The organism is Roseobacter sp. (genome assembly GCF_039970775.1).
In the GTDB taxonomy this organism is placed as follows: Bacteria; Pseudomonadota; Alphaproteobacteria; order Rhodobacterales; family Rhodobacteraceae; genus Roseobacter.
Window position 1 is genome coordinate 36,941 of sequence record NZ_JBDVLG010000030.1, and the last position, 15,058, is coordinate 51,998.

The following is a 15,058-nucleotide window of genomic DNA, read 5'->3' on the forward strand; positions in this document are numbered from 1 at the left end:
GTCGGGTTCAAGCGGAATGCCCGTTTGTAACGATTGTGGCATAAGTTACACGATTGCTTGCGCAAATTTGCACAATGACTCATCATTATCTCTGTGTTTAATATTTAGCGATACCATAAGCCCTGCGCCACGAAGTCCGCAGCCAAACAGGATGACCCATGCCCGATATCAGATCTATGATGCGCTACACCACCTTTGCGGGAGTCGTAGCGGCCAGTGCCCTTTGCTTTGTCGCGGCGTTGACCTGGGGCGGTTGGTGGGTGATCCCGACCCTCGTGTTCATCTTGCTATCGCTGCAGGGCTGGCATGACGTGCGCCAAACGCACCATTCGGTTCTGCGCAACTACCCGGTTTTGGGCCACGTGCGGTTTTTGTTCGAAAGCATCCGGCCCGAGATTCGCCAATACCTGATCGAATCCGATCAAGACGAAGAACCATTTTCCCGCGACGCCCGTAGTCTGGTGTACCAACGCGCGAAAGGTCAGGAAGACAAACGGCCTTTCGGCACACGCGAACGGGTCTATGACGCAGGCTACAGCTGGGTGACCCACTCTGTTATGCCGATAGAGATCGAAGACACCGATTTTCGCGTGAAAATTGGCGGGCCTGCGTGCACGCAACCCTACAACGCGTCGCTCTATAATATCTCGGCGATGAGTTTCGGGTCACTGTCTGCGAATGCCATCCAAGCCTTGAACACAGGGGCCAAACTGGGCGGCTTTGCCCATGACACCGGCGAAGGATCCGTCAGCCGGTACCACAAAGCCGGCGGCGGTGATCTGATTTATCAGGTGGCGTCGGGATATTTTGGCGCACGCGCCGAAGACGGGCGTTTTGACCCCGAAAAATTCCGCCAAACGGCCAACCTGGATCAGGTCAAGATGATCGAGCTAAAGCTAAGCCAAGGTGCAAAACCGGGCCATGGCGGGATGTTGCCTGCCTCAAAAATCACGCCCGAAATTGCCGAGGCGCGCGGCATTCCGATGGGGTTTGATTGCGTGTCCCCGGCGGCGCATTCGGCGTTTTCGACCCCCATAGAAATGATGCAATTCATTGGCGAGCTGCGCACCCTATCAGGCGGCAAACCGGTCGGGTTCAAACTGTGCATTGGCCACCGCCGGGAATTTATGTGCATGGTAAAGGCGATGTTGGAAACCGGCATCGCGCCTGATTTCATTGTCGTGGATGGCACCGAAGGGGGCACAGGTGCGGCCCCTGTTGAATTTTCGAACCATATTGGCATGCCTTTGACCGAAGGATTAACCTTTGTGCACAATACGTTACGCGGCGCGGGCCTACGCGATCAGGTCAAGATTGGCGCAGCAGGCAAGGTTATATCCGCGTTCCATCTGGCCCGCGCGCTGTCGCTGGGCGCAGACTGGTGCAATTCTGCGCGTGGGTTCATGTTTTCGATCGGCTGCATCCAAGCGCAGGCCTGCCACACCAACCACTGCCCCGTTGGCGTGGCGACCCAAGACCCCACGCGCCAACGTGCGTTGGACGTCGGTTCCAAAGCGGAACGGGTCGCACGGTTCCACCACAACACATTGAAAGCACTTGGTGAAATGACCGGCGCGGCAGGGCTGCGACATCCCGGCGAATTCATGCCCCAACACATTATGCTGCGCCAAGGTGACAAAGCGATGATTGAGGGGAACGAGGCCTACCCCGACCTTCCCATGGGATTTTTGCTAGACGATAAACACGATGTCGGGGTCGATTATCGCAACCGCTGGGCCCGTGCCGATGCGGCCAGCTTTGCGCCGCCGCCATGCTGATGTAGAATAGGGCGCCTCTGTGGGCGCCCTATTTTGTGATATCAAACGGCGTGTGCCGCGATTGCATCCGCCAACGCGGCCTCGAAAATCGCGAGGCCTTCGTTCAATACCTCGTCTGACGCCGTCAACGGGACCATAATCCGCAGCGCGTTGCCATGCATGCCACAGGCCAACAGGATCAACCCGCGCTTTAACGCATGCGCACAGATTGATTTCACCAAGCCACCATCTGGCGTCGCGCTGTCGAAATCGGTCACGAATTCGACAGCCAGCATCGCGCCCAATCCACGGATATCCCACATCCGGTAGGGCGCCACACGGGCCCCGATTTCGGCAAACCGCGCGCGGAACATATCGCCCATCTCGTGCGAGCGTGCCAAAAGACCCTCGCTTTCAATCGCGTCGATGGCCGCCAGTGCAGCGGCACAGGCCACCGGGTTGCCGCCATAGGTTCCGCCCAAACCGCCCGGCTCCATCGCGTCCATCACGTCGGCCCGCCCAATGACACCTGCGATTGGATACCCCCCCGCCATGGATTTTGCCACGGTGATCAAATCTGGCACGACGCCGGAATGATCCATCGCAAACCACGTTCCCGTCCGGCCAAACCCGGTTTGAATTTCATCAGCAATCAACAAAATGCCGTGGGTGTCGCAAATTTCACGCAGGGCTTGCATCATCTCAAAGGGCACAGGCGTGTAGCCCCCCTCGCCCAGCACGGGTTCGATGATGATCGCCGCGACCCGTTCGGGCTGCGCGTCGGTCAAAAACAGGTTTTGCAAGCCCGTCAATGCGTCTTGCACGGTGATGCCATCCCGCACCGACGGGAATGGCGCGCGGAAGATATCCGACGGGAATGGGCCCACGTCTTTTTTGTAGGGCGTGACCTTGCCAGTCATGCCCAAGGTCAACAACGTGCGCCCGTGATAGCCGCCAGTGAATGCGATCACACCGGGGCGGCCCGTGGCAGCGCGCGCGATTTTCACCGCATTTTCAACTGCTTCTGCGCCGGTGGTGACCAGCAGAGTTTTCTTGTCATGATCGCCCGGTGCCAGCGCATTCAGTTTTTCGGCCAACGCCACGTAGGGCTCGTAGGGCACGACCTGAAACGAGGTGTGGGTATACCGGTCTTCTTGGGCTTTGGCCGCAGCAATAACCGATGGATGACGATGGCCTGTGTTCAACACTGCAATACCACCGGCAAAGTCAATGTAGCGGTTGCCTTCCACATCCCAAAGCTCTGCGTTTTCGGCGTGATCCACAAAGACCGAAGCCGCCGACGCCACACCGCGTGGCACCGCGCGTTGACGCCGTTCCAACAACGCCGCATTGGTGTTGTCTGACGGACCAGATGCAACAACAGCGATCTTGGGCGTCTTTGCAGCGCGCGGTTTACGGGGTTTTTTAGTGGCGGATGATTTTGCAGAGGGAGCCATATGCGCAGTCCTTTATAAGGCAAAGAGAGTCGAAGTGTTTAAAATATCGATACGTCGTTTAATTTCCTTGTCAATCGGGATTCTTTAGCCGCCCCATCGCAGCATACCTTACATCGAAATAAACATTGAGCCTGCACCACGCTTGCTGTTTAAAAAACCAAGCAAAACCAACACGTCGGGCGCAAGGGGGGCTGGAATCTTGGATATCGGGCACAAACTACGTACAATTCGCAAAAAAAGAGGTTTGTCCCAACGGGAGCTCGCAACACGGGCGGGCCTGACCAACGGGACGATCTCGTTGATCGAGCAAAACAAGACAAGCCCGTCTGTTGCGTCGCTTAAGTGTTTGCTCGATGCGATCCAGGTATCCATGGCCGAATTTTTCGCCACACTCGAAGAAACCACCGAGACAAAATATTTCTACGCCGCCAGCGAATTCACTGAAATCGCACCGCCAGACGGACAAAACGCACAAAGTCAGCTTTTATCATTGCGACAGTTGGGCAACGCCCAAGATCATGCGCTGCAATTGTTGCATGAACGGTACGCACCGGGTGCGGACACCGGGCCAGGTATGCTCAACCACGAAGCGGAAGAAGCAGGCGTTGTGATCCGGGGGAGCATTGAGCTGACTGTTGACGATGAAACCCGCGTGCTGCTGCCCGGCGACGGGTATTTGTTTAACAGTCGCCTTCCCCACAGGTTTCGAAATATCACCGACGACGAATGCGAGATTATCAGCGCCTGTACGCCGCCCAGCTTCTGAAACAGGTTATCCCCCCGGCCAGCTGTGCGGCCAAGGGGGTACTTTCGGGCGTCCACTCACCAGTCGGTCACCGCCTTTAGGGGGCAATGTCCGTAGATACTGTGCTTAGTCAGTATCGTCGCCACGTTTACCTTTGCCCTCACTGGTTAAAACAAGAACAATCAGCGCGACCACACTTAGAATGGACAACCCGAATACGAACAGATCGATCGACATGTCAGGTTCCTTTCGTCTGTATGGGGTTAAAACGCACCTCATACCCCCTTTGTTCCACAAAAAGGTTAGCAAATTCAGTAGTCCTGAACAGGTTTTACCCGATGCGGCAGAGGAAATGTCAGTGTCAGGTGATATGTCTCGTCGGTTGTGTCGCTTGTGACCTGCGCATTCAGTTGGCGCGCAAACGCATTGATCAGCTGCGCGCCCAAGCCTGTTCCTTCGGCGTTAGGGGCGTCTCCAACGGTATTGATGATCGAAAACACCGCTGTTTCGGTGTCGAGCTGGCGCAGGGAGATCTCTAGCTTTGCCGGGTTTGCCGCCGTGGGCATGCCGATATATTTCATCGCGTTGGTCACCGCTTCGGAGACCAGCAAGGTCAGAGGGGCGGCGTCATCGGTATCTAGCTGGACCAGCGCGTAGGATTGATCGACGCGCACGGCTGACCCGGCCGGCAAGCCCACCACCAACAGCTGACCCACGATTTCTTCGACCAACGCGCCCGCGTTAACCCGTTCTAACCCATCTGTCTGATAGAGATTTTTATGTACAGTCGCCAAGCTCAGGATCCGGTCTTGCAGCCGCCGCAACACCCGCCGGGCGTCTTCGGTCGGGGCGCGTCTGATCTGCATGTTCATGATCGACGAGATCAATTGCAGATTGTTTTTAACCCGGTGGTGGACCTCTTTCACCAATATGTTCTTTTCACGTAAACTGTCTTCGAGAGAGGCCTCATCGCGGATAATCGATTCCGCCATCCCCAGAAACGCTTTCTGGATCTCAACGAATTCACGGGGGGCCGATGGGCCGATGGCCGTGCGCGGCATCGCGCGATTATAGGCAAACAGCCGCATCTGGCGCCCCAATTTCCGAATGTAACGGATTGCCAGCCGATTGATCGACCAAAACGCCACAATCAGGCTGGCGAGCCACATCAAGATCGGTAAGAAAATGCTCAGTTTACTCTGCGGGCTGGCCCCCGCGCTGACATCATCCTGGCGCCAGACGCTCATGGAATACACGACACCGGGCACAATCGGCACCAGCGCGTAAATCCGGTCTTCGCCCTTTGTGTTGCTGTCATGAAAGACCGTCGGGTGCGCGCCATCCAGTGTTTTCAGGCTGCGGTTCAAGGGCAGGTCCGCCGCGCTGATCAACCGGGCGCGACCCGATGTCAGCACTCCCCCGAATGCGTTGAAGGTGATCAAATCGGCGGGTGCTATGTCGGTGGGCGGTTCGGCGCGTGCACCGATCATGGCGACCGGCACAGACAACACCATGAACCCCGCAAAGACGTCATTTTCAAACACCGGATCGATGATGGCCAACACCGGTTGCACGCTGATCGGTCCTGTGCGGCTCAGAACCACGGTCGGTTCGGGGCGGTCCAGCGCCCGGTCAAAGTCGGGGTATGCGCTGAAATCATATGCCCCCCCGGCCGAAGAACACGTCATGATACCCGACGCAGGGATAAACCCGACGACAGAATAAACACCTGATGTTTCTTGGTAATTTCGTAAAAATGACACGCAGGCTTCGGTATCATCGCCAAACACCCGCACGATAGAGCTTAGTGCTTCGCCGGCGCCAAACGCCTCTTGGATCAGGCTGCGTTCGACGTTTGACGCCTGCTCCGTAAGGCCCAACAACGACAGCTCTGTGTTGACGGCGGCCTGCTGTGCGATCTCGCGGGTTTGCACCACGGCGATCAGCCCAAACGGCAACAACGCCAGCGACAAAAACACCAAGATCCGGAACGCCAGACCCCGGAATATATTCCCATCCAGAAACCCACCAGTCATCGTTAGAAAGATGCCACCTTGGCGGCGGTCAACACTGACATCGTCGCATCATCCGTCATCTCTAACGCGTCATCCTCGTTTAGATGCATCAATTCGGCCAATCGCAGGCGCGCGCGGTTTGTCCGGCTTTTGATGGTGCCCACGGCAACGCCGCACATCTCGGCGGCCTCGTCATAGGAAAACCCCGACGCGCCGACCAACAACAACGCTTCACGCTGCTCGTCGCTCAGCTGGGCGAAGGCCTCGCGGAAATCTATCATTTGCAACCGCCCGTCGTGGGCAGGCTTTTCGGCTAGCGATTCGGTGTGGGTGCCATCAATGTCGGCCACCTCGCGGTTGGCTTTGCGACGCGATGAATAATATGTGTTGCGCAGGATCGTGAATAACCATGCCCGCATATTCGTGCCCGCCTGAAATTTATCGATGTTTGTCCACGCCTTAACGAGCGTGTCCTGCACCATATCATCGGCCGTCGCGCTGTTACGGGTCAGGCTGATGGCAAAGGCGCGCATGGCGGGCAAATGTTCCACCAAGGCGTCGCGGGGGTCCGCATCGCTCATTTTGCAGATCCTTTGGACGCGTCTTGCTGCTTGAGCGCATCCAGAAGATCCCGAAAGCGATCAGGCACACCCTCATCCAGCGCTTCTTCGTAGACACGTTTCAAATTCTCGTCGATCACGCTTTCACGTTTTTGCTTCGCGCTTGATTGAGCCATACTGCCAATTCATCCCCGATACGGTTAGAGTACCCCACATATCATGGAACCAAACACATCTCCGCGCGTTTAGTTCCAAGAAAAATGAAAAAAGGATGCTTTTAATGTCGGATGTTTCTGTTTCGCCGGACATCAGCGATGAACTTGGGACCGCCCTGCCCTATCTGCGACGGTTCGCGCGCGCCATGACCGGCAGCCAAACCAGTGGCGACCGGTATGCGGCCGCAGCCCTAGAGGCGATTTTGACGGATCGCTCCATGCTCGACGGGATGACTGTGAAAACAGGCGTATTTCAGGTGCTTTATGGCATTTGGTCCAGCGCGGGTGCGCCGATCGACGATGACGAGAGCGGTCTGAAAGCGCGCGCGCAACGGCACCTTGCGCGCCTGACTGCCAACAGCCGTGAAGCGTTGTTATTGCACAGCGTTGAGGGGTTCGGATTTGGCGACATCGCCAAGATCATCAACGTCGACCAATCCGAAGCCGAGGATCTTGTACAGATTGCCCGCCGCGAAATGGCTGATGCTGTATCGGGGTCGATGATGATCATCGAAGATGAGGCCATTATTGCGATGGATCTCGAAAATATCGTCTCTGACATGGGGCATAGGGTCACTGGCATTGCCCGCACGCGCGATGAGGCCGTGGCGTTGGGCGCTGCCGATACGCCCGATCTGGTCTTGGCAGACATTCAATTGGCTGACAATTCATCAGGCATCGATGCGGTCAACGATCTGATGGCGAATTTGGGCGACCGGCCAGTGATCTTTATCACAGCCTTCCCCGAACGCCTGTTGACGGGTGACAAACACGAACCGGCCTTCTTGATCTCGAAACCCTACACCGAAGATCAGGTGATTTCTGCCGTCAGCCAAGCGATGTTCTTTTCGTCTACCGAAACGTTGAAAACCTGAAGAAACACCTGGGTCCCGATGTGATATTGGGGCCCAGATGACACGCGGCATTGGCATGATCCTTACATGGCGCGTCGATGCAACCCATCGATTTGACAGCCTTACGACGAAACATACGATTCGACTCTGAGGCGAACTGTGATCCCGTATTGGAGTGGGCGCGTGGCATTCTGAGAATTTGCAGACCCGCGCAAAGCAATATAATTTCATTTATTAACAGTGCTTTATCGGTCCTTTATCGACCCAACGCTGCGGCTGCCCCATGGCCATATGGTTTGGGTATACAGAAAATTGTTGCTTGGGGATAACTTGCGTGCCATTAGTTGAGTTGTCGCGCCATTACGGCATTAACGCCATTTAGCGACGAAACGAAGATGACCCAATAAGAGGTCCAGAGGGCAGCATGAATACGACAGCGAAAATCGCGCATAAACAGTCTATTGCGACATCCATTGCGTCGAACGCCGCCCGTTTGTCGGAAGCGCTCAACAGCCACATGCGCAACAGTTTCCAACCGGATAACAAAAAAGCGCTCCGCAAGTTTCACCCTGCCGAAGTATCAGAACTGACCGGCATTAGCATGTCAAATCTGCGGACACGACATCAAGAAGGGGATTTTCCCGATGTCGAGACCGATAGCAGGGGCCGACGGCTCTATAGCGCCGAGGAAATAGACCAAATTCGCCATGTTATGGCCAAAACGGGCCGGAATGGCGGCGCGTATTTGCCGGGACGTCGGGAAAATGATGCGCTTCAGGTCATATCGATTGTGAACTTCAAGGGTGGGTCCAGTAAGACCACCAGCGCAATCCATCTAGCACAACGATATGCGCTGCGCGGCTATAGAGTGCTGGCAGTTGATATGGATCCACAGGCGAGTTTAACGACCATGTTTGGGTATCGGCCCGAGATTGAGTTTGCAGAAACCGGCACAATTTACGACGCGCTGAGATACGAAGACCCTGTTCCGCTGAGCGATATTGTCCGCAAGACATACTTTCACAATCTCGACCTCGCGCCTGCGGGGCTTTTGCTGTCCGAGTATGAGACTGAGACCGCATATGCGTTACAACACAAATTAGACCCCCCTTTCACGCAACGCTTGGCGATTGCGCTCGATGAAATAGAGGCCAACTACGACCTTGTGATCATCGATTGCCCGCCGCAGCTGGGGTTTACCACAATGACGGCGCTGTTGGCGTCAACGGGGTTGTTGATCACCGTCGTGCCCAGCATGCTGGACGTGGCATCCATGGCGCAATTCCTTGAAATGGCAGGCGAAACAGTTCAAACGCTCGAAGATGCAACAGGGCCTATCGACTGGAATTTCCTGAAATTTCTCGTGGCGCGCTACGAGCCAACGGATGTCCCGCAGTCACAGATGGCCGGGTTTTTGCGGTCTATTTTGTTGGATCAGGTTTTGACCACCCCTATGCTAAAATCCACGGCGATTTCTGACGCGGGCATGACGCAACAAACGATCTATGAGCTCGATCCGTCCCAGGTTGTGAAAAAAACACTGGTTCGAATTTTGGAAAGCGTAAATGGCGTTGCGGATGAATTTGAGAAAGCGATTCAACAAGGCTGGGGAAGGGATCTTAGTTAATGGCACGTCGCAACCTGTTTCAGCCCCCTCCTCCACCGGATACGGATAACGCGCCCGAGCAAAAGCAACGCTTTCCCAGCACTGGCGCGATGAGCGGTGTGAAATCTACATTGAAAGACGTCGCAAGCAACGCTGTCAGGGAGATCCCTGTCGATGTCATTGATGAAGACGGGCCTAAGGACCGCCTGGATTTCACGGACACGGATGTGCTCACGCTCGCGAAAAGCATTGAAGCACACGGGCAGCAGGTTCCTATCATGGTTCGGCCCGTGGCGCGCAGGCCGGGTCACTACAAGGTCGTTTACGGTCGCAGACGGTTGCGTGCATTGCGGTTTTTGGGGATCCCCGCCAAAGCGCTGGTAAGGTCGCTGTCTGATGAGGAAGCGATCCTGGCACAAGGTCAGGAAAACACGCAACGATTGGACCCCAGTTTTATCGAAAAGGCGCTGTTTGCCGCCGAATTAACCACAAGTGGCTACCAGCAGGACGTCATACTTGATGCGCTCGCAGTGGATAAACCCATGTTGTCGCGCATGACCAAGGTTGCCCGGTCTATCCCCAAGTCGGTTATCGAAAAAATCGGTTCGGCGCATGGTGTTGGGCGCCGGCGGTGGGAAGATCTTGCGGATATGACACGCAAAGACACCTTGGATCTGGAACAGATTACGGGCCGTCTTGACCTAGGCGCGCTTGATGGCTCGGATGAACGGTTCAACTGCGTGAGCAGTGCTGTCGCGGCCGTTGATCGCCCCCTACCCTCCGGAAAGCAGTCTGCTGCGGCTGATCATAGTATTTTGTTGGACGATGGGACACCGGTCGCAGAGGTGAAGGAAACCGCGCGCGCGTTAACCTTCAAGTTGTCGAAAACAAACACCCCAGAATTTGTTCAGTGGATGCGTCAAAATGCTGAAACTGAACTTAGGCGTCTCTATGAGGCGTCGCAGTCAGAGATATAATCTGACCCAAACCAACGAGCAGTAACCTTAGAAAGAGGAGCACGACCTACAGCCTAAAAAGAAAGAGCCCCCCAAGGAAATCCCAGGAGAGCCCAATCTGTTCTTAGCAGTCTCAGATTTAACAGCTTCTCCCCATCAGTCAATACCAACCGATTTGGTTGACCTATTTTTGCAGCCTTTTTTCTGATTTATTCAGGAATGGGGAGCTTTTTTTGCATCAGGTTGTCGTGGACTAGACATGGCATTTAAAAAAGCAACCTCGCCTTTGCAGGCGCGGATCGATAATCTGTTGTCCGCGGACAACGCGATTCCCGAGCGGCATATTGTGATAGAGACCGTCAGAACGGCGGCACCCCGCCTCGGCTTAACCTCATCAGTGATAACGACGCTTGACGCTATGCTGTCCTGCATGGCCCCTAAACGTAACCACCACACCGTGTTTGCATCTAACGCGACCTTGTCATTTAGACGTAACGGCATTTCCGATAGAACTATACGGAGGCACGCCGCCCTTCTTTATGACGCTGGGCTGTTGATACGCAACGATAGCGCGAACGGTAAACGGTTTACCAAGCACAGTAAGAACGAGGGGAAAGCACTAAGGTTTGGTTTCGACCTGACGCCACTGTATGACCGTCTTCATGAAATAGCAGCAATGGCCGCCGATGTTCTTAAAGAACAAGAGCAACTTAGCTATTTGCGTGCCAAAATCCGTGCTGCCGTAAATGTAATTTTGTCTAACACACCATCAGACAAAACAGCGCATAGCATATTGCTAGCGTTACGGCGCAAACTATCCGTCAGAGATTGCGAAAAAATCCTTGAAACCTTTACCCCAACTGACACCCCCACCGAAACAGCGCCTGATGACATCGAAAGCGAAACGAAAATAATGTCCGTGAAAGACGGACAAATTGTCCGGCATCATCATAGCTCAAATAAAGAACATATAGATAAAAAAAAGGAAACCACTGATCATTACAACCAGCCAACGGTTCAAAACCTTACTGTGTCTGAGCTAATAGAAGCGTGCCCAGAAGCTGCTCAATATTCATATGAACCAATCAAAACGGCTCTTGATGTCGTATCACTTGCTCGAACTCTCGCACCAATGATTGGAATACCATCCAAAAGCTATGATGAGGCAGATAAAAAACTGGGCGCCTTTAAAGCGGCCTCTACACTTTGGGCAATCATGCAATCGCAAAACCGGATAAAAGCTGCTGGCGCTTATTTTTACGCTATTACAGTTGGCTCGAGAAGTGCGAATTTTAGTCCAGAAGATATGGTAAGAAGACTCGCAAAACAAAAATTGTCCGCGGACAATCGGGCAGGGCGGTAGTCGCCGAACATTATGCGGTCGTCACTGTTTCTAAAACCGTTGCTCGTCACAAAACCAATCTCTATATATTTAACAATTCATGGCCCAGAGGCGAAGATGACAGATCAAACACATCCCATTCGCATGAAACAGGCGACGTCTCTGCCCGGCCCAAGTGCCGGATATATGCCTGGATTTGGTAACGATTTCGAAACAGAGGCTTTACCAAATGCACTCCCACAAGGCAGAAACAGCCCGCAAAAATGCAACTACGGTCTTTATGGCGAACAACTATCCGGGACGGCTTTCACCGCGCCTAAAGGCCATAATCAACGCACGTGGTGCTACCGCATTCGCCCGTCCGTCAAGCATTCGCACCGGTACGCGAAAGTACAATTACCACATTGGAAATCAGCGCCGAATATCGAACCAAACGTTGTTAGCCTAGGTCAATATCGTTGGGACCCGCTGCCTCACGGTGATCATCCTACGACGTGGTTGACCGGTATGCGCACCATGACGACAGCCGGAGATGTGAACACACAAGTCGGCATGGCATCGCATGTCTATCTCGTCACGCAGAGCATGGTCGACGCGTATTTCTTTTCTGCTGACAGTGAAATCTTAATCGTCCCACAAGAAGGGCGCTTACGATTTCTCACCGAATTGGGCGTGATTGACATTGCGCCTCAAGAGATCGCTATCATTCCGCGTGGGCTCGTCTACCGGGTCGAAGTCTTAGAGGGGCCATGTCGTGGGTTTGTTTGCGAGAACTATGGCCAGACGTTTGACCTGCCGGGCCGCGGTCCGATTGGCGCGAATTGTATGGCGAACCCGCGCGATTTCAAGGCACCCGTTGCGGCGTTTGAAGACCGCGAAATGCCGTCAACCGTGACCGTTAAATGGTGCGGTGAATTTCACCAAACACAGATCGGGCATTCCCCCCTGGATGTCGTCGCGTGGCATGGGAACTACGCGCCAATGAAATACGACCTGCGCACCTATTGTCCGGTTGGTGCGGTTCTGTTCGATCACCCCGATCCATCAATTTTTACAGTTCTGACTGCCCCCTCGGGGCAAGAAGGGACCGCAAACATCGACTTTGTCTTGTTTCGTGAACGTTGGATGGTCGCCGAAGATACCTTTCGCCCGCCGTGGTACCACAAAAACATCATGTCCGAATTGATGGGTAATATTCACGGACAATATGATGCGAAACCCAAAGGGTTCGTTCCGGGTGGCATGAGCCTGCACAATATGATGTTGCCGCACGGGCCCGACCGCAATGCGTTCGAAGGGGCGTCAAACGCCGATTTAAGCCCACAAAAGCTGGATAACACGATGTCGTTCATGTTTGAGACGCGGTTCCCGCAGCAGGTAACAAAATTCGCGGCTTCTGAGGCACAATTGCAGGGCGATTACATCGATTGCTGGGCAGATATTGAAAAGAAATTCGATGGCACGCCGGATCCGAAATAAGACAGGTTTTTAGGGTTAAAACAATAGATTTGATATAAATACTATTTTATATCAAATAGATAGATGATCTAATACGAAAGCACGACGATGACATTGATGAAAAGTTGGGTCACCAGCGCGAACTCTGCTGATGCGCTATTTCCATTGAATAATCTACCATATGGCGTGTTTTCGGTCGGTAACGACGAGCCCCGTTGCGGCGTCGCGATTGGCGACCAGATTTTGGACATGGCTGCATTAGAAGAGGCGGGGTTGATCTACTTGGACGAACACCGCGCGTTTGACCTGCCGTTTTGGAACGATGTCATGGAATTAGGCCCGGCGGTGTGGTCCAAGCTGCGCATCTCTTTACAGACAATGCTGGCCGAAGGCGCACCCCACAAGGCAGCCATTGAACCGCATCTGGTGCCACTTGCTGATGCGACGTTACACATGCCGTTTCTTGTTGCCGAATACACTGATTTTTACGCAGGTAGACAGCATGCCCAGAATATGGGTGAAATTTTGCGTGGCTCGCCTGATCTACCGGACAACTGGCTGCATATTCCGATCGGCTATAATGGGCGTGCGTCGTCGGTTGTCGTGTCGGGTACGGATATTCACCGACCCAACGGGCAATCAAAACCTATTGGGGCCGATATGCCGATTTTTGGCCCGTCCAAGCGGTTGGATATTGAGCTAGAGATGGGTGCGATCGTTGGTACAGCTTGTGAACACGGCACGGTAATCACTGTGGAGCAGGCCGATGCGATGATCTTTGGTTACGTGCTTCTCAACGACTGGTCCGCGCGCGATATTCAGGGGTGGGAATATCAACCACTCGGGCCATTTCAGGGTAAGGCCTTTGGCACGTCGATCTCCCCCTGGATCGTCACTAAGGCCGCATTAGAGCCGTTTCGCACCGCCATCCCGCCACGCGAAACGCAGCTTTTACCATACCTGAATAGCACCATAGATGGGCTGTTTGATATTGAATTGGAGGTGTTGATTCAGCCGGCAGGGGCGGGCAGGGCGACGGTTCTTACCAAGACAAATTACCACCGGATGTCTTATTCCTCCGCCGAACAATTGTGCCACCACGCAAGCGGTGGTTGCGGTATGAGCGTGGGCGACCTATTGGGGTCCGGGACGATCTCGGGGCCAGATCGATCGGAATATGGGTCCCTGATGGAACTGAGTTGGGCAGGGCGCGACCCCTTCACGCTCGACACTGGTGAGACGCGGACATTCATCGAAGACGGCGATACGCTAACGTTGCGCGGTGCAGCCAAAGGCGACGGGTATCAAATTGGGTTCGGCACCTGCACGGGTACATTACTTCCTGCGCTCAAATTTCCGGATTAAAACGAGGTAAAAGCATCGCATGGCGATGGGATGTGAGCGCAAGAAGTTGCCATTCGTAGAAACGGGCCATTTACTCAAGGGTGAGATCGAGAAGACCGGGACCCGATCAGGTTAGTTCTGACTTGCCACCTGAAATCTTCCTCACTTTGGTGTAAAGTTTACTCGATCTTTCGGAGGAGCATACCAATGCAAAAGAGCCGGTTTAACGCCGCCCAGATTATTCACTGCCCGTCAGGATTATGGATAGCATGGCCTCAGCCAAGGCGCGTTTTACAAATTTGGGTAGTGGTGTATGCTCTGTCATGAGGGGCGAAAAGTGCTTCAATCGGACACAATTATCCAGCGAGTTCGGCGAATTGCTCGAAGCCGGACCGTCCTGATTGGTCAAATTGTACTTTGCGGATCATGTGAGTGATCGGCTGGACTGTGAGCAATCGAATGAAGCGGGACTTAGCAATCCGAGCGTTAAAGATGGCAATTGCGTTCCGTGCACCGCCCAACCAATGGCACGGCGTGAATGCAGGTCCAGGATTACCGCAAGATAAAGCCAACTTTCTTGTGTCCGCCCCTAGCTGATGTCACCGGCTCATTTCTGGTTTGGCGCGTTGGCGGTGAAGTCACGATCCAGCAGGTTCGGCGCAATGTTGAACTTGTGATTGCTGTCTGTGGTGACCCTATGTTTGCGCGTTCGTACAACGGATATGCCGTTCTGACGCATCAATATGCCA

General features: G+C 54.2%; 12 protein-coding genes and 1 pseudogene. 8 read left to right on the forward strand and 5 right to left on the reverse strand.

Going from position 1 to position 15,058, the window contains the following annotated elements; all coding sequences use genetic code 11:
- Positions 1-158: 158 nt before the first annotated feature.
- A complete protein-coding gene (locus ABJH13_RS07265) occupies positions 159-1,778 on the forward strand; it encodes an FMN-binding glutamate synthase family protein (RefSeq protein WP_348405559.1) in 1,620 nt (539 codons plus the stop codon).
- A 41-nt stretch (positions 1,779-1,819) separates the two neighbouring features.
- Here the strand turns inward: ABJH13_RS07265 and gabT are convergent, their stop codons facing one another.
- Positions 1,820-3,214, reverse strand: coding sequence for a 4-aminobutyrate--2-oxoglutarate transaminase (gabT, locus tag ABJH13_RS07270; RefSeq protein WP_348405560.1), 1,395 nt, complete (start codon positions 3,212-3,214; stop codon positions 1,820-1,822).
- Positions 3,215-3,413: 199 nt separating this feature from the next.
- Here gabT and ABJH13_RS07275 point away from each other — a divergent pair, with 199 nt between their 5' ends.
- A complete protein-coding gene (locus tag ABJH13_RS07275) occupies positions 3,414-3,980 on the forward strand; it encodes a cupin domain-containing protein (RefSeq protein WP_348405561.1) in 567 nt (188 codons plus the stop codon).
- Between the two features lie 290 nt (positions 3,981-4,270).
- On the opposite strand, the gene ABJH13_RS07280 is transcribed toward ABJH13_RS07275, so the two are convergent.
- The 3 genes from ABJH13_RS07280 to ABJH13_RS07290 are packed head-to-tail and all read right to left on the reverse strand — an operon-like array spanning position 4,271 to position 6,710.
- A complete protein-coding gene (locus ABJH13_RS07280) occupies positions 4,271-5,995 on the reverse strand; it encodes a histidine kinase dimerization/phosphoacceptor domain -containing protein (RefSeq protein ID WP_348405562.1) in 1,725 nt (574 codons plus the stop codon).
- A 2-nt stretch (positions 5,996-5,997) separates the two neighbouring features.
- Positions 5,998-6,555, reverse strand: a complete 558-nt coding sequence (locus ABJH13_RS07285; RefSeq protein ID WP_348405563.1) for an RNA polymerase sigma factor — start codon at positions 6,553-6,555, stop codon at positions 5,998-6,000.
- Positions 6,552-6,710: a NepR family anti-sigma factor gene (locus ABJH13_RS07290; RefSeq protein ID WP_348405564.1), complete on the reverse strand. Its 159-nt coding sequence runs from the start codon at positions 6,708-6,710 to the stop codon at positions 6,552-6,554. Before ABJH13_RS07290 ends, ABJH13_RS07285 begins: the two co-directional genes overlap by 4 nt.
- Positions 6,711-6,814: 104 nt before the next feature.
- On the opposite strand from ABJH13_RS07290, the gene ABJH13_RS07295 reads away from it, so the two are divergent.
- From ABJH13_RS07295 to fahA, 6 genes are all read left to right on the forward strand, one after another.
- A complete protein-coding gene (locus tag ABJH13_RS07295; RefSeq protein ID WP_348405565.1) occupies positions 6,815-7,624 on the forward strand; it encodes a response regulator in 810 nt (269 codons plus the stop codon).
- A 403-nt stretch (positions 7,625-8,027) separates the two neighbouring features.
- The gene (repA, locus tag ABJH13_RS07300; RefSeq protein ID WP_348405566.1) at positions 8,028-9,230 is read left to right on the forward strand and encodes a plasmid partitioning protein RepA; all 1,203 of its coding nucleotides are present in this window, start codon (positions 8,028-8,030) and stop codon (positions 9,228-9,230) included.
- Positions 9,230-10,186, forward strand: a complete 957-nt coding sequence (repB, locus tag ABJH13_RS07305) for a plasmid partitioning protein RepB (RefSeq protein WP_348405567.1) — start codon at positions 9,230-9,232, stop codon at positions 10,184-10,186. Before repA ends, repB begins: the two co-directional genes overlap by 1 nt.
- 238 nt (positions 10,187-10,424) lie before the next feature.
- Positions 10,425-11,528, forward strand: coding sequence for a plasmid replication protein RepC (repC, locus tag ABJH13_RS07310; protein ID WP_348405568.1), 1,104 nt, complete (start codon positions 10,425-10,427; stop codon positions 11,526-11,528).
- A gap of 123 nt (positions 11,529-11,651) precedes the next feature.
- On the forward strand, positions 11,652-12,986 hold the full coding sequence (gene hmgA, locus ABJH13_RS07315) for a homogentisate 1,2-dioxygenase (protein ID WP_348405570.1): 1,335 nt from the start codon (positions 11,652-11,654) through the stop codon (positions 12,984-12,986).
- An 87-nt stretch (positions 12,987-13,073) separates the two neighbouring features.
- Positions 13,074-14,330 carry a fumarylacetoacetase gene (fahA, locus tag ABJH13_RS07320; protein WP_348405569.1) on the forward strand — a complete coding sequence of 419 codons (1,257 nt, stop codon included), beginning with the start codon at positions 13,074-13,076 and terminating at the stop codon, positions 14,328-14,330.
- 490 nt (positions 14,331-14,820) lie between these two features.
- Here fahA and ABJH13_RS07325 read toward each other — a convergent pair.
- Positions 14,821-15,058 (reverse strand): annotated as a pseudogene (locus ABJH13_RS07325) (IS3 family transposase); the annotation flags it as partial.